This window comes from Paenalcaligenes sp. Me131 (assembly GCF_050487225.1).
In the GTDB taxonomy this organism is placed as follows: domain Bacteria; phylum Pseudomonadota; class Gammaproteobacteria; order Burkholderiales; family Burkholderiaceae_B; genus Paenalcaligenes.
Map to the genome: position 1 here is coordinate 145,374 of NZ_JBKQGY010000002.1, position 25,743 is coordinate 171,116.

Below are 25,743 nucleotides of genomic sequence, written 5' to 3' on the forward strand. Positions count from 1 at the left end.
TCATGCCAAAATTTGCTGCCAACCTGACTATGCTTTTTAACGAAGTGGACTTCTTAGACCGCTTTCAAGCAGCTGCTCAGGCAGGCTTCAACGCCGTGGAATATTTATTCCCCTACGATTTTGATAAGCAACAGCTGGCAGACTTGTTGAAACAACATGGCTTGACGCAAGTTCTGCATAACCTGCCCGCAGGTAATTGGGCGGCTGGGGAGCGCGGTATTGCTTGCTTGCCGGATCGCGTAGACGAGTTCAAAGAGGGCGTAGCCCGTGCCATTGAGTACGCCACTGCACTGAACTGCAAACAAGTGAACTGCTTGGCTGGTTTGGTTCCTGCAGGTCTGGATAAAGCTGTAGCCCACAAAACCTTTGTGGAAAACTTACGCTACGCCGCTGCAGAGCTGAAAGCCGCCAATATCCGTTTGCTGATCGAGCCTATCAACAGCTTTGATATGCCTGGTTTCTTCCTGAACTACACCGCTCAAGCCGCGGCCATTCTGGACGAAGTAGGCTCAGACAACCTGTTTATTCAGTACGACATCTACCATGCACAGCGCATGGAAGGCGAACTGGCGAACACCATCAAAGCACACCAGTCACGCATCGCCCACATCCAATTGGCAGACAACCCTGGCCGTAATGAGCCAGGCACAGGGGAAATCAACTACCCCTGGATGTTCCGCTATCTGGATCAAATCGGCTATGACGGCTGGGTAGGTTGCGAATACAAACCGGCCGGTGTCACCACCGACGGTTTGGGCTGGATCAAAGCACTGACGAACTAATCGCACGTACTACAAGAATTTTTAAGGAGAATACTATGGCCAAGATTGGTTTTATTGGTTTGGGCATCATGGGTACACCCATGGCTATCAACCTAATCAAAGGTGGACACGAACTGTATACCTACACTCGCGGCACTACCCCTGACAGCATTCCTGAAGCTGGTGCTACTGTATGTGCCAACGCTACAGAAGTCGCTCAGAAAGCAGACATCATCATCACCATGGTGCCAGACACCCCACACGTTGAAGACGTACTGTTTGGTGAAAACGGTGTTGCCGCTGGTTTGAGCGCAGGCAAAATTGTGGTGGACATGAGCTCCATCTCCCCTGTAGCAACCAAAGAGTTTGCTAAACGCATTACTGAATTGGGCGCTGAGTACCTAGACGCTCCGGTATCTGGCGGTGAAGTAGGTGCTAAAGCTGCATCCTTGACCATCATGGTGGGCGGTAAACAAGCCACCTTTGATCAGGTAAAACCTCTGTTTGAGCTGATGGGTAAAAACATCACTCTAGTAGGGGGTTACGGCGATGGACAAATCACCAAAGTTGCCAACCAGATCATCGTTGCGCTGAACATCGAAGCCGTAGGCGAAGCCTTGTTGTTGGCCGCCAAAGCTGGCGCTGATCCAGCCAAAGTTCGTGAAGCGCTGATGGGGGGGTTTGCTAACTCTCGCGTGCTGGAAGTACACGGCGAGCGCATGGTGAAACGTACTTTTGATCCTGGCTTCCGTATTGAGCTGCACCAGAAAGACCTGAACTTGGCACTGACCACCGCACGACAGTTGGGCGTGGCCTTGCCAAATACAGCCTCTGCACAAGAGCTGTTCAACACCTGCTCAGCTCACGGTGGTGGCGCATGGGATCACTCTGCTATCGTGCGCGCGCTGGAGATCATGGCAAACTACGAAATCGGCCAATAATCCCCTACTAGCTGTTTGAGAAAGGTGGGTACAGCACCCGCCTTTTTCATCCCCGCTAGATTTGAATTTATGGTCCTTTACTACTTGTCATATACCTAGCACTAACACAGGAACAAGCCACATGACCACCACACCACGTCACTTACTTGAGAACATGTTTAATGCTGCGGTTCGTGCTGCATTGCCCGAAGCCTGCATTCCACCGTTTCTCCCCGCTGCGCCTAAAGGCCGAACCATTGTGATTGGCGCCGGCAAAGCGTCAGCAGAAATGGCTAGAGCCCTAGAGCAGCACTGGGTAGGTAAGCTGGAAGGTGTAGTCGTCACGCGTTATGGCTATGCGGTTCCTTGCGAACACATTCGTATTCTGGAAGCGGCTCACCCCGTTCCCGACGAAGCGGGGCTTAACGCCGCTAACACGCTGCTGGAAACGGTGAGCAACCTGACCGAAGACGATCTGGTGATTTGCTTGATCTCCGGTGGTGGCTCATCCTTGCTGCCGCTCCCAGGCCCTGGCATTTCGCTGGAAGACAAACAACACATCAACCGTGAGTTGCTGCGCTCTGGCGCCAACATCACTGAGATGAATTGCGTGCGCCGCCACCTTTCCCAAATCAAGGGAGGGCGTTTGGCTGCTGCATGCCACCCTGCCCAAGTCGTGAATCTGCTGATTTCAGACGTGCCTGGCGATAATCCTATCGACATCGCCTCAGGCCCTACTGTGCCAGACCCTACCACCTGCGAAGAAGCCCTAGAAATCGTACGCCGTTATGGCATCAAACTGCCTGAAGGTGCACGCCGCTATTTAGAGTCCGGTGAAGGCGAAAGCATCAAAGCCGATGACCCACGACTGGCACGTGTGACTACACACTTGATTGCCACCCCACAACTGGCGCTGCAAGCCGCCGCCAAAGTCGCTCAAGACGCTGGCGTGACCCCGGTATTGCTAGGCGACAGCATTGAAGGCGAAGCCCGTGATGTAGGTAAAGTCATGGCTGGCATTGCCCTCAGTGTACGTGCCCACAGTCAACCCGTACCCGCTCCTTGTGTGTTGTTATCTGGCGGTGAAACCACTGTCACGATCAAGGGCTCAGGTCGCGGCGGCCGTAATGTGGAGTTTTTACTTTCTACCGCTATCGCATTGAATGGTGCCAAAGAGGTCTATGGCCTTGCTGGCGATACCGATGGCGTCGATGGACAAGAGGAAATTGCAGGCGCAGTCTGCACCCCTGATACACTAGCACGAGCTTGGAAACTTGGAATACGTCCACGCGATAGTTTGGACAACAACGATGGGCACGGTTTTTTTGAAGCGCTTGGCGATTCTGTGATTACCGGCCCTACCCTGACTAACGTCAACGATTTCCGAGCCATACTAATTCTTTAACTTTTGCTAAGAGAGTATCTGTCCATGAAAACCGTTCAACAACTGACACTGGATGACCTGAAACGTATTGCTCAGGCCGCTGAACAAAAAGCGCAAGAAAACCAGTGGAAAGTCAGTATCGCTATTTGTGATGCTGGTGGTCACCTACTTTGGCTGCAACGCCTTGATGGCGCTCCAGTAATGAGTGCCACCATTGCACCTGATAAAGCCCGCGCCAGTGCATTGAGTGGCAAACCCACCAAAGCATTGGAAGATATGGTCAACGGCGGTCGTGTTGCTGCTTTGGCTATGCCTATCAAACCACTAGAAGGTGCCGAACCCATCATTGTTGATGGCAACGTCATCGGTGCGGTAGGTGTATCCGGCGTAGCAGCGGCTGACGATGCCCGCATCGCTCTTGCAGGCGTAAACGCCCTGTAATTTTCATCAAAGGATCCATCATGAGACGTCAACGACGTGCACGCATTCTCGCTACACTAGGGCCAGCCAGTTCTACACCGGAAAAAATCCGTGAACTGTTTGAAGCTGGTGCGGATGTTTTCCGCTTAAATTTCAGCCACGGTACCCATGAAGATCACGCCGCCCGACTGCGTATCATCCGTGAACTAGAAATGAACAGCGGTCGCACTATCGGCGTCCTGATGGATCTACAAGGCCCCAAACTCCGTGTTGGTGCCATGGCAGGCGGCAAAGTTATGCTAGAGAAAGGCCAGAAATTTCGCCTTGATCTGGACACCAGCGAGGGCGATAGCACTCGTGCTTGCCTGCCTCACCCCGAAATTTTTGCTGCACTGGAAAACGGCACCGACCTCTTATTGGACGATGGCAAACTGCGCTTACGCGTAGACAGCTTCGGCCCTGACTTCGCCGAAACCACCGTTATGGTGGGTGGCGCCTTGTCGGATCGCAAAGGTGTGAACGTTCCCGGTGTGGTTCTACCCATCTCGCCACTGACCGAAAAAGACCTGAAAGATTTGGAATTCGGTTTGTCTTTAGGGGTAGATTGGGTGGCGCTGTCTTTTGTACAACGCCCAAGCGACATTGAAGAAGCACGCAAACTGATAGGTAACCGTGCTTGGATTATGTCCAAACTGGAAAAACCGGCTGCGCTAGATCACCTAGATGAGATCATTCGCCTCAGCGATGGCGTGATGGTTGCTCGTGGCGACTTGGGCGTAGAAGTACCGCCACAGTCTGTGCCAGTACTACAGCGCCGGATCGTGAAAAAAGCGCGTGCGCATGGCCGTCCTGTCGTGGTTGCCACGCAGATGCTGGAATCCATGATCACATCGCCTGTACCGACGCGTGCTGAAGCCTCTGACGTTGCCACCGCGATTTATTCTGGCGCAGATGCCGTCATGCTGTCTGCTGAGTCGGCTTCCGGTCAATTCCCAGAAGCTGCTGTACAAATTATGGACAGCATTATTCAGGAAGTAGAGCACGATCCAGAATGGCGTAAAGGTTTGGATGACAACCACAGCAACCCGGATCAAAACACACCAGACGCAATCTGCTGTGCCTTGCGCCGCGTAACAGATATCTTGTCGCCCGCGACCACCATTGCCTACACCACCAGTGGTTTCAGTGCTCTGCGTGCCAGCCGTGAGCGTCCGCATGCAGCCATCATGGCCTTGACGCCTAGTCTGCACACGGCACGTCGCTTGGCATTGGCATGGGGTGTACACCCCGTACCCTTTGAGCACGTATCCGATGTTACGCAAATGGTGCACCACGCCACACGTATCGCTCAACGTTACGAGTTCGCTAAAGTGGGCGATACCGTGGTGATTATTGCCGGCCTACCCTTTGGTCATAGCGGTAGCACTAACTTGCTGCACGTTGCTACGATTACTGAGTAAATCGCTGTAAGGTTGTACGAAAAATAGGGGCTGAGTCACATCAGCCCCATTTTTTGCACAAAAAAAAGCCCGAGATCTGTAGATCTCGGGCAAATCCACCAAAGGAGGAGGGTGGAGGAGACAACCGGGGCATGTAGGGCTACTAAGGATTTACCTGAGCCTAGAACGTTAGGGTTTTTACTCTTGCGTTCTGTTCTACATCCATTTGTTATTAGTGTATACCCTAGTTTTGTGCATTGCAAGAACAACACGCATTTTCTACCACAGTGTAGTAAAAATGCGGCAGTGCAACATAGCTCCCCTAAACGTAATACGCCGTACCGGTCATCACCTTAGACATGCACCGCATGGCAAAGCGTATAGGCCCCGGCAATGCTACGGCACCATTTGCCTCTGCACTCATCCTGTGCCCTGCTTCGTCTTTAAGCATTTGCTCCAAAATAGGACGACTGCGATTATCCTCAGCCGGTAACTGCTGCAAATGGCTATCCAAATGCTGCTCTACTTGACGCTCAGTCTCGGCCATAAACCCTAAGTTGTAAGGAGCCCCCGCTTTGCTGGCAATGACACCTAGCCCAAACGAGGCGGCATACCAAAAAGGGTTAAAGATACTGGGCCTATTGTTTAGCTCTTTTAGGCGCTCATCGCACCACACTAAATGGTCTACCTCTTCCACTGCTGCCTCGCGCAACAATTGGCGCAAGGATTCTTGCTCACTCAGTAGTGCTTGGCCTCTGTACAAAGCTTGGGCACATACCTCACCCACGTGATTTACACGCATCAGCCCTGCCACGTGACGAGTTTGCTGTGCATCCAAGGTGTCGTCAGTGTCGGTTTTCTTACCTGCTGGATTAGGACGTGATGCCTGCGCTGATCGGCTTAATACCGACAATGCCGCATTCAATTCACCCATCATGTTGTCCAAGAAGGTGTTTTGGCGAATCAACGGCTTATGTGCTGGTCGCGCAGAGTGGTGTGCGACCAACGCCTGCTCCGGATTTACACGCTTTTCTGTCATATCTATATATCCTCAAACGCATTACGCGAATAGGATCAATCTTACCACTGCCCTGCTATGCTGCTTTGCATAACCCACACGCCTGCCATCTATTTATCTAGGCCGCTTACAGCCCATACGCACGCCTGACGGGTAGCGCCTGAAACGGTACAATAACCAGCCGGCAGGCAACACTGCCAGACGACTTTCGGAGATTTCACACATGGAATGCACAATCAACTGGGGTGGCCCAGAAGGTATGCTTTTTGTTGCTACCACGGGTAGCGGTCACGTTACAGCCATGGATGGCGCTCCTGAAGGTGGTGGTCATAACTTGGCCCCCAGACCCATGGAAATGCTGTTGGCAGGTACTGGCGGCTGTGCAGCCTATGATGTGGTGCTGATCCTAAAACGCGGTCGCCACGATATTCAAGGCTGCCAAGTCAAACTAGAAGCCGAACGTGCAGACACCGACCCTAAAGTGTTCGAGCGTATTCACTTCACGTTCATTGTGAGTGGTAAAGGTCTGACTGAAGCGGCTGTAGAACGCGCTGTTAAGCTGTCTCACGAAAAATACTGCTCAGCATCAGCGATGTTGGCTAAAACAGCCGAGATCACTCACTCCTTTGAGATTCGTGAAGTCTAATCGCTATGGCCACTAATCAATACGAACAACTGATGCGCTATGTCTATGAACATGGCACCGAGAAAGCAGACCGCACAGGCACAGGCACCCGCTCGGTGTTTGGCCATCAAATGCGCTTTGACCTGCAGCAAGGCTTCCCGATGGTCACCACCAAGAAGCTACACACTCGCAGTATCTTCATTGAGCTGCTGTGGTTCTTGCGTGGCGATTCTAACATTGCCTGGCTTAAAGAAAACAACGTCAGCATTTGGGATGAATGGGCGGATGCCGATGGCAACTTAGGCCCTGTATACGGCGTACAGTGGCGCTCTTGGCCTACTCCAGACGGTGGCCATGTTGACCAGATCAGCCAAGTGGTAGACCAAATTCGCCATAACCCCGATTCCCGCCGTCTGATTGTGTCAGCATGGAACGTGGCAGAAATCTCTAACATGGCGCTGCCTCCGTGCCATGCATTCTTCCAATTTTATGTCGCTGACGGCAAACTGTCTTGCCAGTTGTACCAGCGCAGTGCCGATATTTTCTTGGGTGTACCCTTCAACATTGCTAGCTACGCTTTACTGACGCACATGGTGGCTCAACAATGCGATCTAGACGTAGGTGATTTCATTTGGACGGGCGGTGACTGCCACTTATACAGCAACCACTACGAGCAAGTAGAACTGCAACTGTCACGCGAACCCCGCGCCTACCCAAAACTGAATATCAAACGCAAACCAGCGTCGATTTTTGATTATCAACTGGATGACTTCGAAATCGTTGATTACGATCCGCATCCACACATTAAGGCTCCGGTAGCTGTATGAGTTCTGTACGCCCCCACATCCGCATGGTGGTCGCCTATGCGCGCAACCGCAGCATAGGTATGGACAATCAGTTGCCATGGCGACTGCCTGCCGATTTGGCACACTTTAAAAAGCTGACACTGGGCCTGCCTATTATTATGGGCAGAAAAACCTGGGAAAGCTTAGGCCGCCCGCTTCCGGGTCGTCCTAATCTGGTGATTAGTCGTAATGCAGCGTACATGGCTGATGGTGCTAGTGTGCATGGTAGCTTGGATGCCGCCTTGGCTGCCTGCCAAGACACCGAAGACTGCTGCATTATCGGTGGTGAACAGATCTTTACTCAGGGCCTAGACGTTGCCGATGACATCTACGCCACGGAAGTACAAGCAGACGTGCCAGGCGATACGTTTTTTCCTGAGCTAGACCCTGCGGTGTGGCAAGAAGTTTCGCGTAGCCCGCAGCCAGAAGAAAACGGCTATAGCTACGATTTTGTGCACTACACACGCAAGCGTTAACAAACTCGCTACGCCCTACTTTGCAGCGAACCTTTGCATTAGCTGCTGCACACTACACCACAGCTACTTTGCATAAAAAAAACCCTACGCGGCTATGACGCCTGTAGGGTTTTTTATTGGTAGCGTAGTGATTTCTGACTACGCCTGTACCATCGCTGTGAGTGAGTCGTGTTGAGCCATCCACTGGCTCAACAACTACAACCGTACCACTTAGTTATCGTCTTTCACTGCATCGTACTCATCAGCATTCAGCAAACTCTGCACATCAGCCACATTTTGTGGGCGCAGTTTAAAGATCCAGCTTTGGTATGGTTCGGTATTCAACAGCTCTGGCTGATCGGACAGCGCTGTGTTGAACTCCACCACCTCACCGGCCACGGGTGCATAAATATCCGATGCTGCTTTCACCGACTCTACTACCCCAGCAGTCTCACCCGCTGACAAGGTTTTGCCCGTTGCAAAGTCACCCACAAACACCAAATCACCCAACTGCTCTTGGGCATGATCGGTAATACCTACCTGCAATAGGCCGTTGTCTTCCAATACCCATTCGTGGGTAGGCGCATACTTGCGATCTCCAGGCAGATTCATGCTGTTCCTTTTTCTCTATAGTAGTGTTTATGCGGCATGCTTTAGGTCACGCAGTTGGCTGTAGGGCTCGCCCACACGCCATGCCTGATGCCCAAGCCCACTGAAAATTATAGCCGCCTAACCAACCCGTGACATCCACGGCTTCACCGATAAAATACAAACCCGGTACAGAACGTACCTGCAGACTGCGCTGATCCAGCATGGCCGTGTCTACACCGCCGCGCATTACTTCTGCTTTTTTGTAGCCAGCGGTGCCCGAAGGCTGTAGCTCCCAACGATGTATAGAAGCTGCCAACTGCCTTAACACCTTATCCGACACGTCTGCCACGCGCTGCTGCAACAACCCTGCAGGCAACTGTGGATGCGCAGGCAACCAGTGCTCCACCAGCCGTTTAGGCCAATGCTGACCCAATAAATTACCTACCTGCTGCTTCCCACCTGATTTGGCGTCTAGCAACAGTTTTTCCATATTTGTCTCAGGCGCCAAATCAATGGCCAAGGCCTCACCTGGCTCCCAGTAGCTGGAGATTTGCAAAATACCCGGGCCCGATAAGCCTCTGTGGGTAAACAGCAAGTCTTCATCAAACTTCATTCTAGGCTTGGCTACCGCAGGCACACTCAGACGCACGGGCGACGACATTCCGCTCAGCGTCACAAAGGGCTGCCACTCACCACCATCAAACTGCAACGGCACCAACGCAGGTCTAGGCTCTATCACTTTTAGATCAAATTGGCGGGCCAATTTTAAAGCGAAGTCAGTCGCCCCCAACTGCGGAATTGCCATACCACCCGTTGCAATCACCACTTGCTTAGCCACAATCGTGCCGTGACTGGAACGTATGGCGAACCCATTCTCGTGTTGATCTATGGTATCCACAGCACACGGCATACGCCACGAAACCTGCCCTTTCTCGCACTCTTGGCGCAGCATCTGAATGATGTCTTCTGCCGAGTCGTCGCAAAAAAGCTGGCCCTTATGTTTCTCGTGCCACGCGATACCGTACTCTTTAAGCAACCGCAGAAAGTCCTGAGGGGTATAGGCAGATAACGCCGACCTACAGAAATGCGGATTCTTAGAAATATAGTTGGCTGGTGTAGTGCCCAAGTTGGTGAAGTTACAGCGCCCACCACCCGAGATACGGATTTTCTCACCCAGCTTGGTGGCGTGGTCAATTAAGACCACACGCAACCCTCGCTGGCCAGCCACACTGGCCGCCATCATGCCGGCAGCACCGGCACCGATGACGGCTACATCATAAACAGGAGCAGCCATTAATACTCGCGAATGCAATCCACGTAATAACGGGAGTTACCGTTCGCATCCGTATCTTGTGCCAACCCGTGTACGTACGTTTCAAAGCCAGGGAACTGGGCATTGAACTCTCGCGCGAACTTCAAGTAATCCACAATCATGCGGTTAAAGCGTTCGCCGGGGATCAACAGTGGAATACCGGGTGGATAAGGGGTTAACAACACACCCGTTACACGGCCTTCCAGCTCATCAATACCCACACGCTCTACTTCACGGTGTGCCATTTTGGCGTAAGCGTCTGATGGCTTCATGGCTGGAACCATGTCGCTCAAGTACACCTCGGTAGTCAAACGTGCCAAGTCGTACTTGCGGTACACCTCGTGAATGTGCTGACACAAATCACGCAGGCCAAAACGCTCGTAGCGTGGATACTCTTTGCAGAAATCAGGCAGAATGCGCCACAACGGTTGGTTGCGGTCGTAGTCGTCTTTGAACTGCTGCAAAGCGGTCAACAACGTGTTCCAACGGCCTTTGGTAATACCGATGGTGAACAAAATGAAGAAGGAGTACAAGCCGGTTTTCTCGACCACCACGCCGTGTTCAGCCAAGTATTTGGATACCAATGCAGCAGGAATACCTGTATCTGCAAACGTACCCGAAATATCCAAACCTGGAGTCACCACAGTGGCTTTGATAGGGTCCAGCATGTTGAAGCCATCGGCCAAATCACCAAAACCGTGCCACTCGTCGTCAGACGCCAGCAACCAGTCTTCGCGTGTACCAATGTCTTCACTCACCAGATGGTCGGGGCCCCAGACTTTGAACCACCACTCATCATCACCGTACTCTTCATCCACCTTGCGCATGGCACGGCGGAAATCCAAGGCTTCTTTAATACTTTCTTCTACCAGTGCTGTGCCGCCTGGAGGCTCCATCATGGCAGCAGCCACATCGCAGGACGCAATAATGGCGTACTGAGGTGATGTAGACGTGTGCATCAGGTACGCTTCGTTAAACACGTTGCGATCCAATGGACGGTCTTCCGCATCTTGCACGGTAATTTGTGATGCTTGCGACAAACCAGCCAACAACTTGTGGGTGGAGTGCGTGGCGTAAATCATAGTGTCTTTGCTACGCGGACGGCCTGGGCCAATCGCATGCATATCGCGATAGAACTCGTGGAACGCTGCGTGCGGCAACCAAGCCTCGTCAAAGTGCAAGGTATCTAGCGTAGACCCCAAGGTCTCTTTGATCATCTCTACGTTGTAGATCACACCGTCGTACGTACTTTGTGTCAAAGTCAAAATACGTGGGCGCTTATCCGCAACGAGGCTAGCAAAGGGGTTAGCTTCGATTTTGCGCTGAATGCTATCAGGGTGGAACTCTTCCAGAGGAATAGGACCAATAATCCCTAAGTGGTTGCGCGTTGGACGCAAGAACACAGGAATAGCGCCCGTCATGGTGATCGCGTGCAAAATAGATTTGTGACAGTTACGGTCTACCACCACGATGTCATTGTTGGCCACGTTCGCGTGCCACACAATTTTGTTGGAAGTAGAAGTACCGTTGGTCACGAAAAAGCAGTGGTCAGCGTGGAAAATACGCGCAGCATTACGCTCGGCTTCGGCCACTGGGCCGGTATGATCCAACAACTGGCCCAATTCGTCTACCGCGTTACACACGTCGGCACGCAACATGTTTTCACCAAAAAACTGGTGGAACATTTGGCCTACTGGGCTTTTCAAAAATGCGACACCACCAGAGTGACCGGGACAGTGCCACGAGTACGAACCGTCAGAGGCGTACTTCACCAACTCACGGAAAAACGGTGGAGCTAAGCTGTCCAGATACGCACGTGCCTCACGGATGATGTGGCGCGCCACGAACTCTGGTGTATCTTCAAACATATGGATGAAACCATGTAGCTCGCGCAAGATATCGTTAGGGATATGCTGCGAAGTACGTGTTTCACCGTACAAATAAATAGGGATATCTTCATTGCGAAAACGCAATTCGCCAATGAATTCCCGCAAATTCTGAATGACTGCTGCGACGTCTTCCCGCGAGTCCACACTGAACTCTTCGTCATCAATAGACAGGATAAATGCACTAGCACGACTCTGTTGCTGCGCAAAAGAACGAAGGTCACCATAACTGGTGACCCCTAACACTTCCACCCCTTCGGCCTCTATGGCATCGGCTAATGCTCGGATGCCCAGGCCGGAGGCGTTTTCGGAACGATAATCTTCGTCAATGATGACGATAGGAAAACGAAATTTCATGCCACAGCTCCTAAGTGCGAGGCAGGGTTACACCACGCTGACCCTGGTATTTACCACCACGGTCTTTGTACGACACTTCACAAATCTGATCGCCACCAATAAAGAGCATCTGTGCACAACCCTCACCTGCATAAATTTTGGCAGGCAGTGGTGTAGTGTTAGAAAACTCTAAAGTGACGTGACCTTCCCACTCGGGTTCCAGTGGTGTGACGTTAACGATAATGCCGCAACGTGCATACGTGCTTTTACCCAAGCAAATGGTCAACACATCACGAGGAATACGGAAGTACTCCACCGTACGAGCTAATGCAAAAGAGTTCGGCGGAATAATACACACATCACCCACGAAATCCACAAACGAACCCTCGTCAAAGTTTTTAGGGTCCACGATGGTGGAGTTAATGTTGGTGAAAATCTTGAACTCGTTGGCACAACGCACGTCGTAACCGTAACTACTAGTACCGTAGCTTACGATTTTCTCGCCATTGATAGCACGCACTTGGCCTGCTTCAAACGGCTCAATCATGCCCTGTTGTTCAGCTTGTTCACGAATCCAGCGATCACTTTTAATACTCATATTTCCCTCTATGATGTAAGGCGCTATTTTATGCTGTTACAGCACAAATGCAGCATCACAACATGAATAACCTTTAATCCGTGGAAGAGAACCAACGGTACACCAACGCCAAGCCGTTTACCGTACCCACATTCAGCTCTGCTGTCAGTCTGCGTGTGAGCTGGTAACTGGCTCTACCCACCGTTCCGGTATCGGACAGTGCCTGCTGCAAGCTCAAGGTAATGTTAGAACCTATCTGCTTGCTGATCTGCAAGAACTGGCGTTCCATATCGGTGGTACCGCTATCAATGCCACCAATGGTGCTCTCTACCGGCAAAATACTACCTGCGCTGCCTAGCTCACCGGATTTCATGGTGACCTCATCAATACCGAACTGTCGGTAGAACGGCTCGCCCGTGTCGTCGCCGCCAATAAATGAAGCCCCTACCGAGAACAACAGCGCCAAATCGCTACCGTTATCATCCGTGCCATGGCCAAACAACAACCACGACAGTTTCTCTACGTTATCAACATCTGGGTACGATACCAAATCAATGCGTGGTTTACGCGCCGTACCTACCACCTTCACACCCGCCTGCACAGCTAAACCCGTACGCAGCGCTTCTATATCCAAAATAGGATTGGTGATATCGCCTTGGAAGGTAATAGAACCTCGGCGTAGCTGTAAACGCTGGCCGTATTGCTCGATGGCACCACCACGAGTGCGCAGCGCACCAAAACCGTTCAACTGGCCATCAAACATACTGACACGTAACTGCCCTACCAAACCTGAGTTCACCCCATAGCCTGTTAAATAGAAACGTGGCCCTAAATCAACTTCCACGTTCATACTGAGGTCTGTCGTACTTGGTGGCGGTTGTTCTTCTAACGTTTGTCCGGCACGCAACACCACGATATCGCTATCAATGGTAGGAATGCCACCCAGCATATCCAAGTTAAACCAACCCGCATCTACCGTCACCTTACCGGTTAAGGCAATTTGCGGCAGTACCAAATTGGCATCGATGTTACCACTCACCATCGCATATCTATCCGCACGCTGCAAGATAGGATAGCGGAACAGTTCTGTTAGGAATTTACCCGTAGAGTTTTCTAAATCCCACTCTCCCGAGACCTTCAAGAAGCCGCCTTTAGCTTCAGGGTTCTCGCTAATCCAGGTTGCTGTACGCCACTCTTTAGGCTCTACACGCAATACGGCAGGGAAGTACAACTGATCCAAAATAAAGCGTTGATCATCAATACGCGCATCTAAACTACCGTCTAGCAAACGAATACCGTCATCCAACCGAGTCACGCGTAGTTCTCGGCCTTGGATTTGACCTTGGCTAGAGAAGTACCCCGATGGACGCATTTCCATATCCACCTTGGCATTTAAGCGGCCACGCAACTCCATGGCATCACCCAGAATCAGATTAGTCCAGCCCAAGTCTGCCACATTGGCTTCTAGGGATGCTTTGACCAAATCGGAGTCTCGTAGATGAAAACCTTGCTCCGGCGTGAAGCGTAACAGCGCATTCACATCGCCTAGCACTTCACCCATCTTGCTGGTTTTAACCGCTAACCGCGCCTGCACACGACTATCGCTACCTGTAGGCACCAAGTTCACTTGCAAGCCTAATTCTGTCAGCCCCAATGGGAAAGAAGGCTCGGCTGGAATCATGATGTCCCCAGCTAAGTGACGCACAGAAATCTGTCCTGCCAGCGCCCCTTGGAAACGCACATTCCAGTCAGCTTCCATACGCAAGTCTTCCAAGCGATTGGTTTTGCTGCTGGCGCGCATGTCTTTCACGCCACCACGCTGTTCAGATTCGCTATCCAGCCCCAACTTCGTCTGCAACAGTTTCAAACGAGCAGGCGAAATAGAGAATGGCTCTAACCCACCGGCTGTTTGCCAGTTTTCGCCATCCAACGCCGACAACTGGTGCACCAGCGTCACCCAAGGCTGGTCATTCAGGAAACTTTGTATGCGTGTGGCCTCGGCCTTGAATTGCAACGGCTGTTCGCCTTCGGGCAACTGCAGGAACAGTGGCCATTTGCTCAGTGTTTGAAGGCCAAAACCCGAGTGATTGACTTTCAAACGGTCTACCGCAGCACGCCACTGTATGGGCTGATCAGCTACATAGTTCAAGTGGCCGTCTAGCGCGACGTCTACATCCACAGGCCCTTGGCCCAACGATTGGCCAGACTCGTCACCACCCAGATCATACTTAGCTTTCAACGCCAAGCTGTGCTGAACAATACCGCCTTTGACCTGCCCCTTAACCGTGGCCGCTCCCACGCCGCTTAAGCTGGCTAGTATTTGCTCTGCCGCAGGCAACGCCACATCCAGTGTTAAGACATCCGTAGCCTGACCAAAACCACCTGCTACCGTGACGGTGTTGCGCCCCAAACTCAGCTGTATGTCGCTATTTACCAGTTGGTAGCCTGCCCATTCAGGCATGCCACTAGGTGCTGTACCAGCTTGCGCCTCTACCGCCACCTTGCCTCGTAAAGGCTGACCATTCCAACGGGACCCCTCGTGCACAGCCAGATTCAACTTGGCATTATCCAACTGCATTTCTGGCTGGAAACGTACATCGTAATCCGCATCCAGACTCAATAACGCCGGTAAGGAGGCGTCTGCTAATAACGCCGCCACATCCAGATTCTTACTGTGTAGGGTGCCTTGTATACGATCTGTACCATTGTCATCAGACCAATCCAACTTGGCTTGTAGTTCGGTCTCTGAGCCTATTTGCAAACTGACTAACGCTTGACGCAAGGGCATAGAAGCTTCTGGCAACAAATCGGCGGCAGCCTCAAGGCTGATACCTTGGCCTTTACCGTCCACGCTGACTTTCATGCCTTGCAACGAACCTTCCAGCCCTGCTTGCAACTCAAATTCACATGCTGCTGTGTCGGTTGACTCGGCCGTCTGCCCTTGATCTGCCAAGCCCGGCAGGTATTGCTGTGCGCAAATAGCAGCATCATGCTGATCTGTGCTGGCTTTCACACTCAGTGCCGCTTGCATAGGCCAAGGCGCTGCCAGTTGCTCGCTACGCGCTTGCAACTGAATTGCCGCATGAATCTGTTCGTATATAACATCCAGGCTGCGTACCGAGACGCTGGCCTGCCCGCCCTCCAAACTAGCGGCTGCCGTCAAACCGCCCACAGTGATGGGTAATTCATTACCGTCTTGGGTGAATGCTAATGTCCCCAAGGCCAGCCTATCCACCTGAATATTCACAGGCAAGCTAGGCATTTCAAAGAGTTCATCAGAGGGTGGCTCAGGCTCTGCGTCGGGTAAGGTTTCTAGCGCTACCGACAAATCACCTACAGATAATTCGCGCACATGCACTTTACGCTGCAACAAAGCAGGCCATAACACCTGCAGCTTGGCATCTCGTGCAGCAACTTTTGTACCCGGAATATTGATGTCCAAACTGTCTATTTGCACACCGTCCCACAGCGAACCACGCACGCCACGTACTTCACCATCCACAAACGATACTGCCGTACGTAATAGCCATTGCGTTCCGGGTTGTGATGCCACGGCCCAATACAAGAACCCGCAAATCATTAACAGCCCTAGCACAACGATAGGGCCTGCCCAAAAGACTAAACGCCACCAGAAGGATTTTTTGCTTCGCTTGCTCAAAACGCGATCCCCAGCGCAAAGTGTAGACGGAGTTTGTGGTCACGTTGGCCGTAGGCCAAATCGACATAAATGGGGCCTGCCGGTGTACGAACCGCCGCACCCAAGCCATAACCTAAGTAGGCTTTCATATCGCCAAAGGATTCTGCCGCATCGCCCACGTCCACAAACGCGGTCATACCAAACATACTGGTGAAGTAATGCGTGTACTCAACGCTGGCCAATGCTAAGGCTGGCGCCCCCACCGTAGCATCACCTTGTTCACGACCAATACTTTGATAGCTATAACCACGAATGCTGCGTGCGCCCCCAGTACGGAAGCCAAAATCAGGGGGTACGTATTCGGTATCTTTCCAGACCTTGCCTACCTCACCGCGTACGGTCAACACATCATTCGTCCCAACAGGCCACCACTGTTGCGCCCGCAAGCTGGTGCGATAAAACGGTTTTTTATTCTTTAAACTCACGCCCGACGCTAAGTTCAGGTCTAGCAAATTACCGGATGTGGGGTCATACAGACTATCTACATCGCGACGCAACCACTGCCACGTCCCTATAACGGAAGGCGTTTTAAAGCGTCCCACGCCATCAATGCGGTTTTCATCCCACGAACCAATCAGGCTCCACTGCACCTTGTAGTCCACGCCAGCTTGGCTTTTACGCTCTTTGCTAAGCTTCCAGCCCCCTGCTAAACGGGTGGTTTCTAGCCCCTGTATGTCCTCGTGTTGAACCAATACCCCTAGGCTGTTCTGGTAGCCGCCAATAGTGGGCGGTAAATATACATCCGTAAAAAACCGTTGGCGGTCTTTATCCACCCCAATCCCGGTTTCTGTCCATACGGGCAAGCCAAACACCACGTTCTGGCGGTATAAGCCTTCGGCACGTATACCATGATCACTGTCTGCACCCAATGAGCCAGTGAAACGACGCGCAGGCGCTTCGGTCACACGAATGCTCACCGGGATCTCTACCTCGCCGTCAGAACGTACCCGCTGATTAGGCGAGGTATCGTCCATGGTGACAAACGCCCCCATAAAGAAACTGGTGTTTTGCAGCGCTTGTTGCCACTCATCCAATTTATCTTGGTCGTAAGGATCGCCGGGGCTATAGCGTACATAACGGTGGATTAGGCTTTCAGGCACGCGTTTCAAACCTGATGTATAAAGCTGCCCCATACGCACACGCGGACCACTACGTATCGCCAGTTCTAGATCGGCCTTACCTTCTTCGGCATGCACCACCGCACGTGTTTGTTCATAACGTGCGAAATAAAAATCTTTGTTTTTCACGCCCAGCAACAAATCTTGCTTTGCGCTGGACCATTTATTGTTGAGGAACACATCCCCAACTTTCAGCGGCAAGTCGGCACGCAACCCCTCTACCCGCACCGCAAATTCGGGCTGGTTGATTTGTCCGCTTAGTTTGATATCTACCTTGTCTACCAGAGTACGCACACCCGGTTGAATCAAGATATCCCACGTTTCTTGCTCGCCAATTTCACCGATCTCCACCGTGACGATGGAGTCGTAATAACCTTGCGTTTGCAACGCTGAAATTGTGGCGTCATGCGCTCTACGGCGCAAACGAGAAACCTCGGATAAGTCCTGGTCTTCTGCCAGGCGGGTGATAGCCTCCACAGCGCCATGGATAACACGCAATGCATCGGGGCCTACGCCACCAGGATCAATCACTACTTCAGGCACCATCGCGGCGCTTACGCTCTGACTACATGCCAGAGCGAGCATCCATCCCGCCGTGCGTACACCCATAAAAACCCGCCTGTACCAGAATTATCTTATAAAGCTCGGGGGACAACCTTAGGACGTTGCGCCGACGTATCCACAGGCAGTACCGCGACATTAGCAGCCACACGGCTGGCAATTTCATGATAAATCGCTGCTTCTCTGCTTTGTGGCGCTGCCAAAACGGTAGGCAAACCCGAGTCAGTTTGTTCCCGAATACTCATTGCCAAAGGCAGCGCCCCCAGCCAGGGTACATTGTACTGACTTGCCATATCCCGGCCACCATGTTTACCAAAAATTGCTTCTTCGTGACCGCACTGGCTGCACACATGCACCGACATGTTTTCAACCACGCCCAGTACCGGTACGTCTACCTTTTGGAACATTTTTAGCCCTTTGCGAGCATCGATCAGTGCCATATCTTGTGGCGTGGTCACGACGACCGCCGCTGTCAGAGGCACCTTCTGCGACAACGTCAGCGCAATGTCACCCGTACCCGGAGGCATATCGATGATCAGGTAATCCAAGTCTTCCCACGCGGTTTGCGTCAACAACTGCAACAACGCTTGGGTAACCATAGGACCACGCCAAATCGCTGGCGCATCGTCATCAATCAAGAAACCAATAGAGTTTGCCTGCAACCCGTGCCCAATCATGGGTTTCATCAGGTTTTCAGGTGTCATTTGTGGCTTGCCACTCAACCCCAACATCGTCGGCACGCTAGGGCCGTAAATATCGGCATCCAACAACCCCACACGCGCACCTTGCATGTGCAAGGCCAACGCCAAGTTTACCGAGGTCGTACTTTTACCCACACCGCCCTTACCAGAGGCCACCGCAATAATATTGCGCACGTTGCCCATAGGACGTAGATCAGGTTGTACCGCGTGTGTTAGCACTTTCAGCCCTAGAGTAAGTTTGCCCAAGGCCACCCCTACAGTTTCCAACGCGGGAATCAAACGCTCTTTAAACTGCTCTTGACCACCACTGTCGGTGGTGTAACCCAAGTTCAATGCAATATCTGCCACCTGCCCATTCAGCGTGACACAGCAACTTTCAGGGCTCACTTCCAGTTTTTTACGTGTATAGGGATCCGTTACGCTACGTAACGCATTCACCACATCAACTGTGTTTACATTCATTTACTCATCATCCTGCACAGATACGTGCTAACACTACAACAACCGCCACCGTAAAAATAGCGGAACGAGGGAATTTTTTGCATCAAAAGCTGTCATACTTAATGCTATGAATACATTTACTCAAATACTCCGAGCTGTACTATTCGCAATGCTGACTGTCATAGGCATGATTATGGCGGTTATTTTCATGGCGTCTACAGCCTTAGCCATTGCCATCCTATACATTGTTGCGCGTATTAGTGGCCGACCATTTGGTATTCGCTCCTACTGGCAAAACCGCCGTCGTCCTAATCCTGCACAAGCGTTTCAAGAGCGCCAGCAGAATACGGCCAGACCGCCTAAGCCACAAAATGTCAGCGACATAGAGATGCGCGAACTCAACTAGCAGATTTTTACCACAGCATCTGCTATCCTTTCTGGGCTCCCCTCAGTAGCATGAGGGTATACCCTTCTTTAACCCTAGATAAAGCATATGTCACGCACGATTTTCGTTACTACGGCCCTACCCTACGCCAATGGTTCTTTTCACATCGGCCATATCATGGAATACATCCAAGCCGATATCTGGGTCAGGTCAATGCGAATGTCGGGCCACACAGTGCACTTCGTAGGGGCAGATGATGCGCACGGCGCTCCCATTATGCTTAAAGCTGAAGCCGAAGGCATTACGCCTGACCAGCTGGTTGAGCGTATTGCGTCTGAGCGCCCACGCTACCTAAACGGGTTTCATATCAAATTTGATCACTGGCATCGTACCAACTCGCCAGAGAACAAAGAGCTGTCGCAAAGCATCTATAAAGAGCTAAAGGCTGCTGGTTTCATTGAAACCCGCACCATCGAACAGTTCTATGACCCCGTCAAAGGTATGTTCCTGCCTGATCGCTACATCAAGGGCGAATGCCCGTCATGTAAAGCTAAAGATCAGTACGGTGACTCCTGTGAAGTATGTAGCTCGGTGTATTCTCCTACCGACCTCATCAACCCATACTCCACACTCACCAATGCTACGCCCGTCATGCGTAGTTCAGAACACTTTTTCTTCCGTTTGTCTGACCCCAAATGCGTCGCCTTCTTGAAAGAATGGACCACTGGCGTAGACCGCCACGGCAATCCACGCTTGCAATCCGAAGTGCTGGGTAAAACCCGCGAGTGGTTGGGCAAAGATGAAGACGGCGAAAGCAACCTGAATGACTGGGACATCTCACGCGATGAGCCCTACTTCGGCACACCTATTCCTGATGCTCCTGGCAAATACTTCTACGTGTGGTTGGATGCGCCAGTAGGCTATTTGGCCTCGCTGAAATCCTACTGCGAAGTCAAAGGCATGGACTTTGATGCCTTGATGGACCCCAATGGCGACACCGAACAGGTGCACTTCATTGGTAAGGATATCGTGTACTTCCACGCCCTATTCTGGCCTGCTATGTTGAAGTTCTCTGGTCGCAAAACACCAGACTCTTTGAACGTACACGGTTTCATCACCGTTAGCGGCGAGAAAATGTCCAAGAGCCGTGGCACAGGTATCTCACCACTGCGTTACCTAGAAATAGGTATGGATGCAGAGTGGATGCGTTATTACATTGCCGCCAAACTGAACTCACACGTTGAAGACATGGATTTCAATCCAGACGACTTCATTGCCCGTGTGAACAGTGACTTGGTAGGCAAGTACGTCAATATTGCTAGCCGTGCCGCAAGCTTCATCAGTAAACACTTTGATGGTCAATTGGCCTACGTGGGTGATACAACTGCCATGCAGCAGAACTTCGCCGACACCGCCGCTACCATTCGTGCTGACCTAGAGCGTCGTGAGTACGGCCGTGCTGTGCGTCAGATTATGGCTTTGGCTGACCAAATCAACCAAGCTTTTGATAACGCTAAGCCATGGTTGTTGGCCAAAGGTATTGCTGAAGCGTCTGCTGAACAGAAAGCTGAACTGCAAGATATTTGCTCACGCGCACTGGCCGGTTTCAAAGCCCTGTCCGTGATGCTGTCCCCCATCTTGCCGCAACTGAGCCAAAAAGTAGCGCGCGAACTGCTGGAAATGGACCGCGATTTCGTGTGGACCGATGCCGCAGAACTGCCTACTCGCATCGCTGCCTTCAAACACCTGCTGCAACGCGTAGAGCCTGCCAAACTAGACGAGCTGCTGGCACCACCAGAAGCCCCTGTAGTAGAACCAGGCGGCGAGGTCATTGCCGATACTATCGACATCAAAGACTTCGGCAAAATCGATTTACGCGTCGCTAAAATTGTGAACTGCACCGAAGTAGAAGGCTCTGACAAACTGCTGTGCCTGACACTAGATTTAGACGAAGGCCGTCATCGCCAAATCTTCTCTGGCATTAAGTCTGCCTATAAACCCGAAGACCTGATTGGCAAGCTCACCGTTGTAGTGGCCAACCTAGCACCACGCAAAATGCGCTTTGGCGTGTCTGAAGGCATGGTACTGGCTGCCAGCCATAACGACAGCAAGGTGAACAACGGTTTGTTCATTCTGGAACCACACAGTGGCGCTACGCCAGGTATGCGTATCAGCTAATTCCACCTGACACCTACACCACTACAGGGGGAAAGCTCATACAGCTTTCCCCCTTTGTTTTTAACTACCAGCTAGCGCGACGCAACGCAAAGAAACCCCTGTAACTTCTACAACTTCGTACAATAGAATCTTATCTATTACTTCCGTGCCGCATCACCATGAATCTACGTTTTCTAGAAACGTTTATCTGGATCGCCAAGTTAGGCAGTTTTAAGGCTGCAGCCAACAAGCTACACCTGACCCAAGCGGCTATTTCCAGCCGTATTGCTTCGCTGGAAAGCGACTTGGAACAACAGCTCTTTGAACGCGGTAAACGCGGTTTGCTGTTAACCTCGGCTGGGCAAAAACTACTGGGCTACTCCAAACAGATGCTGCATTTGGAGCAAGAGCTGCTCAAAGAGTTAAAAGCGCCAGTGACAGTACGTGGTCGCGTCAGACTAGGCATTATTGATTCGGTGGTGCACACGTGGTTTACCTCGTTTATTACCACCCTGCACGAGCATCATCCAGAAATTGAAATTGAGCTGACTGTAGAGTCCAGCATGCGGCTACATGACCTGCTTAAACGCGGCCTCATTGATGTCGCCCTGCAAACTGACCCCATTCTGGCCGAGGGGGTGCATAACGCACCGGTAGGCACCATGAAAATGGGCTGGATCATTGCTGTTTCACAGCTACCGCCACAACCAGTGAAACTGGCTGACATTCTGCAAAACAGTTCTATTGTGACCTTTCCTCGGCACTCGCAACCGCATTTGTTGTTGCTGAACATTCTGGAACAAGAGGGGTTGCAGCACACCAAAATCCACCACGTATCATCGATCGCGGCCAGTATGTACTTATTGGAAGCAGGGATTGGGGTAGGCGCTGTACCGCTGGCGGCATATCGCAGCGGGTTTCTGGAAGGTAGATTCTGCGAGTTAAAGTGCGATATCAGCTTGCCTGATATGAGCTTGGTCGCCAGTTGGCGTCCTGATGTAATTGCATCACTCACCAATACCATTGTGAACGCTGCCATGCAGGAAATGCGCCGCTTTGCGGAGCTAAATCCTGCAGACTCTAAAGCCAGTTTAGATGCGAGCGTGTGGTTAGGCAGCTAAGACGCAGACGCGTCTTATTCTAGACGCACACCTTCATGCAGCGCGGCAATACCGGCTGTTAGGTTGAAGTACTGCACGCGCTCTAAGCCAACAGAACGCATCATTTCTGCCAACGTATCTTGATCAGGGTGCATGCGAATAGATTCCGCTAAGTAGCGGTAACTTTCTGCATCGTTCGCCACCATCTGACCTACTTTAGGCAGAATGTTAAACGAGTACCAGTCGTAGGCTTTTTCCAGTGGCTTCGCGATGCGCGAGAACTCCAGCACCAACAACTTGCCACCGGGCTTTAAGACGCGTCGCATTTCTGCCAAGGCTTTGTCTTTATGTGTCATGTTACGCAAACCGAATGCCACGGTTACGCGATCAAAATAACCGGATGGAAAGGGCAGAAACTCGGCATCACATACTGCAACAGGCAACACCAGCCCGTTATCTAGCATGCGATCACGGCCTACTCCCAACATAGAACTGTTGATATCCGTTAACCACACCTCACCAGAAGGGCCCGCTTTTTTAGCCAGCGCCTTGGCAATATCACCCGTACCCCCAGCAATATCCAACACTTTCATACCAGGGCGCACATCGGCTCTGCCCACCGTGAAATGTTTCCAAATACGGTGCAAGCCACCCGACATCAAATCGTTCATGACGTCGTATTTAGTCGCTACAGAATGAAAGACCTCGGCTACACGAGAAGCCTTCTCTGCTTCACGTACCGTCTGAAATCCGAAATGCGTAGTGCTTTCGTTAGGAGGGGTTTGGTGATTTTTTTCCATGATGCGTATCGTACCTCAAAAAGCGCTTCTGGCGTTACTCTAGCACCAAGAAAAGCCGTAAAAAATCAATCATGACAGCGACTCCGCTTTTCGTCACAAACCTGAAATATTGACGCCATATCATATGGGCTATGATCCACGTTATATGCGTGCAAACCACTGTTTGGAATGAAGAGTATGAGTACGACTATTCTTGTTGTTGAAGACGAGCCAGCGATCCAAGAACTGATTGCTGTTAACTTGAGTTTTGCTGGCCACAAAGTGCTGCGCGCTGCCGATGCCGAACAAGCACAAACTCTCATAAATGCCGAATTGCCTGATCTGATTTTACTAGATTGGATGCTACCTGGCGCCTCTGGTATTAGTCTGGCTCGTAAGCTGCGCACAGATGAACGTACCCGTGAAATTCCTGTTATCATGCTCACCGCAAAAGGCGCTGAGCTGGATAAGGTAGAAGGTCTAGAAGCCGGTGCGGATGACTACATCACCAAACCCTTCTCGCCCAAAGAACTCTTGGCCCGCATCAAAGCTGTGCTGCGCCGTCGTGCGCCACAACTTACCGATGACCTGATCCAGATTGGCTCTCTGCAACTGGACCCTGCCACACACCGTGTTACGGGTAGTGAGCAGGTACTGAATATCGGACCTACAGAATTTAGATTGCTGCACTTCTTCATGACTCACACTGAACGCGTTTTCTCTCGCACCCAGCTGTTAGATCAAGTATGGGGTGATCACGTATTCGTGGAAGAACGTACCGTAGACGTACACATTCGCCGCCTACGTAAAGCACTAGAACCTAGCGGTCACGACGCTCATATTGAAACCGTACGTGGTGCTGGCTATCGCTTTTCTGCCGTGCTTTCCGCCAGCTCCGGCAAATCATGAACAAAACCCTTTATTCCATTGCTGCTTGGGCCATCTTGGCCGTGTTACTAGGCTCTTGGCTAGGCAGCTCCATAGGCTGGGCTGTTTTTGCCCTGGGCCTGCTGTTGATGGTGTTAATCAGCGGCATGCAATTACAAAAAATACGAGGTTGGGTGCGCGATCTGCATCAGCCTCCCCCAGTCTCTATTGGGCCATGGGATGAAATTCTGGCTCCTGTGTACAGGCAGCTCAAAGCTGACCGCGAGCAAATCGCGTCGCTAAACCGTGGCATTGAAGCCATTATGCTGGCGGCAGAAGCCCTACCTGACGGCGCTATCACCCTAGATGAAAGCATGGGGCTGCAATGGTGTAACCAAACTGCTGCAGAGCATTTGGGCTTAAACATAGACACCGACCTGCACCACAGTATTTTCAATATTTTGCGTGCGCCTGAATTCACACAATATGTGAATCAAAACAAATGGGATAGCCCGCTATTACTGCATACCGAGCAAGGTGGTTTGGATAAATCCCTGCTCATACAGCTTAGCCCGTATGGCTTTGGGCAATTCTTGATGGTGACACGTGACGTCACCCAAGTAGAAAAGCTGGAAACCACCCGCAAAGACTTCGTCGCCAACGTATCGCACGAATTGCGTACACCGCTGACAGTGTTATTTGGTTTCTTAGAGACATTACGTGAGCACCCTGCTGACAGCTTCAGCGTAGAGCAACGCGAGCGCTACGAACAAATGATGTTCGAACAAGCGCAACATATGCAGGCCATTGTGGCTGATTTGCTCACCCTATCTACGCTGGAGTCCTCGCCCCCTACCGAAGGTAGACCGGTACGCGTGAGCTTAATTATTCAACACGCCTTGGAGCAAGCCAAAGCGCTGTCCAACGGGCAACACCAGTTTGTAGAAAATATAGACCCAGCCTTATGCATTGTGGGCTCTGAAAACGAATTAACCTCTGCCATTTCCAACCTGCTGACTAACGCCATACGCTACACCCCTAAAGACGGCACAATTACCGTCAGTTGGTACAGCACCGAGGACGGCGGCGCCTGTTATTCCGTGCAAGACACCGGCATAGGCATTGCCCCACAAGACATTCCTCGCCTAACCGAGCGCTTCTACCGTGCAGACAAAGGCCGCTCCAGAGCCACTGGTGGCACAGGCCTAGGCTTAGCCATCACGCGCCACGTCGCCATGCGTCACAACGCTGAATTGCTGATTCAAAGCCAGTTTGGTACTGGGAGCATGTTCACACTACGGTTTGCTCCGTTACGTGTCCGTACTCTATAAAAAAATGCACCCTAGTGGGTGCATTTTTCGTTGTGCC

22 protein-coding genes are annotated in these 25,743 nt (G+C 51.6%); 13 read left to right on the forward strand and 9 right to left on the reverse strand.

The genetic code is table 11. The features are described from left to right. Nucleotides 1-2: 2 nt before the first annotated feature. The 5 genes from hyi (at nt 3) to pyk (ending at nt 4,945) form a co-directional block, all read left to right on the forward strand. The gene (gene hyi / locus ACLPHM_RS08855) at nt 3-782 is read left to right on the forward strand and encodes a hydroxypyruvate isomerase (RefSeq protein ID WP_430220880.1); all 780 of its coding nucleotides are present in this window, start codon (nt 3-5) and stop codon (nt 780-782) included. 35 nt (nt 783-817) lie between these two features. After that, nucleotides 818-1,702, forward strand: coding sequence for a 2-hydroxy-3-oxopropionate reductase (gene glxR, locus ACLPHM_RS08860; RefSeq protein ID WP_430220881.1), 885 nt, complete (start codon nt 818-820; stop codon nt 1,700-1,702). Between the two features lie 121 nt (nt 1,703-1,823). Then, nucleotides 1,824-3,086 carry a glycerate kinase type-2 family protein gene (locus ACLPHM_RS08865; RefSeq protein ID WP_430220882.1) on the forward strand — a complete coding sequence of 421 codons (1,263 nt, stop codon included), beginning with the start codon at nt 1,824-1,826 and terminating at the stop codon, nt 3,084-3,086. Nucleotides 3,087-3,110: 24 nt separating this feature from the next. Beyond that, nucleotides 3,111-3,506, forward strand: a complete 396-nt coding sequence (locus tag ACLPHM_RS08870) for a GlcG/HbpS family heme-binding protein (RefSeq protein WP_135865005.1) — start codon at nt 3,111-3,113, stop codon at nt 3,504-3,506. A 20-nt stretch (nt 3,507-3,526) separates the two neighbouring features. Next, complete coding sequence (gene pyk, locus ACLPHM_RS08875; protein WP_430220883.1) at nt 3,527-4,945, forward strand: pyruvate kinase; 1,419 nt, start codon at nt 3,527-3,529, stop codon at nt 4,943-4,945. A 301-nt stretch (nt 4,946-5,246) separates the two neighbouring features. Here the strand turns inward: pyk and coq7 are convergent, their stop codons facing one another. Then, nucleotides 5,247-5,861 (reverse strand): 2-polyprenyl-3-methyl-6-methoxy-1,4-benzoquinone monooxygenase, encoded by a 615-nt coding sequence (gene coq7, locus ACLPHM_RS08880; protein WP_430221385.1) that lies wholly within the window; start codon nt 5,859-5,861, stop codon nt 5,247-5,249. A 304-nt stretch (nt 5,862-6,165) separates the two neighbouring features. Between coq7 and ACLPHM_RS08885 the strand changes: the two genes are divergently transcribed. Genes ACLPHM_RS08885 through ACLPHM_RS08895 form a run of 3 tightly spaced genes read left to right on the forward strand, consistent with a single transcriptional unit; the run spans nt 6,166 to nt 7,888 of the window. Continuing rightward, the gene (locus ACLPHM_RS08885; RefSeq protein ID WP_430220884.1) at nt 6,166-6,588 is read left to right on the forward strand and encodes an OsmC family protein; all 423 of its coding nucleotides are present in this window, start codon (nt 6,166-6,168) and stop codon (nt 6,586-6,588) included. A gap of 5 nt (nt 6,589-6,593) precedes the next feature. Beyond that, a complete protein-coding gene (locus ACLPHM_RS08890) occupies nt 6,594-7,394 on the forward strand; it encodes a thymidylate synthase (RefSeq protein WP_430220885.1) in 801 nt (266 codons plus the stop codon). Continuing rightward, nucleotides 7,391-7,888 (forward strand): dihydrofolate reductase, encoded by a 498-nt coding sequence (locus ACLPHM_RS08895; protein ID WP_430220886.1) that lies wholly within the window; start codon nt 7,391-7,393, stop codon nt 7,886-7,888. Before ACLPHM_RS08890 ends, ACLPHM_RS08895 begins: the two co-directional genes overlap by 4 nt. A gap of 210 nt (nt 7,889-8,098) precedes the next feature. On the opposite strand, the gene gcvH is transcribed toward ACLPHM_RS08895, so the two are convergent. The 7 genes from gcvH to apbC all read right to left on the reverse strand — a co-directional run bounded on the left by gcvH (nt 8,099) and on the right by apbC (nt 19,108). Beyond that, nucleotides 8,099-8,479 (reverse strand): glycine cleavage system protein GcvH, encoded by a 381-nt coding sequence (gene gcvH / locus ACLPHM_RS08900; RefSeq protein WP_135863174.1) that lies wholly within the window; start codon nt 8,477-8,479, stop codon nt 8,099-8,101. A gap of 46 nt (nt 8,480-8,525) precedes the next feature. Next, the gene (locus ACLPHM_RS08905; protein WP_430220887.1) at nt 8,526-9,752 is read right to left on the reverse strand and encodes a BaiN/RdsA family NAD(P)/FAD-dependent oxidoreductase; all 1,227 of its coding nucleotides are present in this window, start codon (nt 9,750-9,752) and stop codon (nt 8,526-8,528) included. After that, nucleotides 9,752-12,013: an Orn/Lys/Arg family decarboxylase gene (locus ACLPHM_RS08910; protein ID WP_430220888.1), complete on the reverse strand. Its 2,262-nt coding sequence runs from the start codon at nt 12,011-12,013 to the stop codon at nt 9,752-9,754. The genes ACLPHM_RS08905 and ACLPHM_RS08910 overlap by 1 nt, the downstream gene beginning before the upstream one ends. A gap of 10 nt (nt 12,014-12,023) precedes the next feature. Continuing rightward, the gene (gene dcd, locus ACLPHM_RS08915; protein ID WP_430220889.1) at nt 12,024-12,590 is read right to left on the reverse strand and encodes a dCTP deaminase; all 567 of its coding nucleotides are present in this window, start codon (nt 12,588-12,590) and stop codon (nt 12,024-12,026) included. A 73-nt stretch (nt 12,591-12,663) separates the two neighbouring features. Next, on the reverse strand, nt 12,664-16,227 hold the full coding sequence (locus ACLPHM_RS08920) for a translocation/assembly module TamB domain-containing protein (protein ID WP_430220890.1): 3,564 nt from the start codon (nt 16,225-16,227) through the stop codon (nt 12,664-12,666). Then, entirely contained in the window at nt 16,224-17,993 is a 1,770-nt protein-coding gene (locus tag ACLPHM_RS08925) for an autotransporter assembly complex protein TamA (protein WP_430220891.1), read from the reverse strand. Before ACLPHM_RS08925 ends, ACLPHM_RS08920 begins: the two co-directional genes overlap by 4 nt. A 26-nt stretch (nt 17,994-18,019) precedes the next feature. Beyond that, nucleotides 18,020-19,108, reverse strand: coding sequence for an iron-sulfur cluster carrier protein ApbC (gene apbC, locus ACLPHM_RS08930; RefSeq protein ID WP_430220892.1), 1,089 nt, complete (start codon nt 19,106-19,108; stop codon nt 18,020-18,022). A 106-nt stretch (nt 19,109-19,214) separates the two neighbouring features. On the opposite strand from apbC, the gene ACLPHM_RS08935 reads away from it, so the two are divergent. The 3 genes from ACLPHM_RS08935 (at nt 19,215) to ACLPHM_RS08945 (ending at nt 22,750) form a co-directional block, all read left to right on the forward strand. Then, the gene (locus ACLPHM_RS08935; RefSeq protein ID WP_430220893.1) at nt 19,215-19,493 is read left to right on the forward strand and encodes a hypothetical protein; all 279 of its coding nucleotides are present in this window, start codon (nt 19,215-19,217) and stop codon (nt 19,491-19,493) included. An 87-nt stretch (nt 19,494-19,580) separates the two neighbouring features. Continuing rightward, entirely contained in the window at nt 19,581-21,650 is a 2,070-nt protein-coding gene (metG, locus tag ACLPHM_RS08940; RefSeq protein WP_430220894.1) for a methionine--tRNA ligase, read from the forward strand. A 158-nt stretch (nt 21,651-21,808) separates the two neighbouring features. Further along, a complete protein-coding gene (locus ACLPHM_RS08945; RefSeq protein WP_430220895.1) occupies nt 21,809-22,750 on the forward strand; it encodes a LysR family transcriptional regulator in 942 nt (313 codons plus the stop codon). 14 nt (nt 22,751-22,764) lie between these two features. Here the strand turns inward: ACLPHM_RS08945 and ubiE are convergent, their stop codons facing one another. After that, nucleotides 22,765-23,529, reverse strand: a complete 765-nt coding sequence (gene ubiE / locus ACLPHM_RS08950) for a bifunctional demethylmenaquinone methyltransferase/2-methoxy-6-polyprenyl-1,4-benzoquinol methylase UbiE (RefSeq protein WP_430220896.1) — start codon at nt 23,527-23,529, stop codon at nt 22,765-22,767. A 177-nt stretch (nt 23,530-23,706) separates the two neighbouring features. On the opposite strand from ubiE, the gene phoB reads away from it, so the two are divergent. Together phoB and phoR are read left to right on the forward strand one after the other, a co-directional pair. Then, nucleotides 23,707-24,417: a phosphate regulon transcriptional regulator PhoB gene (phoB, locus tag ACLPHM_RS08955; protein WP_135863195.1), complete on the forward strand. Its 711-nt coding sequence runs from the start codon at nt 23,707-23,709 to the stop codon at nt 24,415-24,417. Beyond that, a complete protein-coding gene (gene phoR / locus ACLPHM_RS08960; protein WP_430220897.1) occupies nt 24,414-25,706 on the forward strand; it encodes a phosphate regulon sensor histidine kinase PhoR in 1,293 nt (430 codons plus the stop codon). Before phoB ends, phoR begins: the two co-directional genes overlap by 4 nt. Nucleotides 25,707-25,743: the final 37 nt, after the last annotated feature.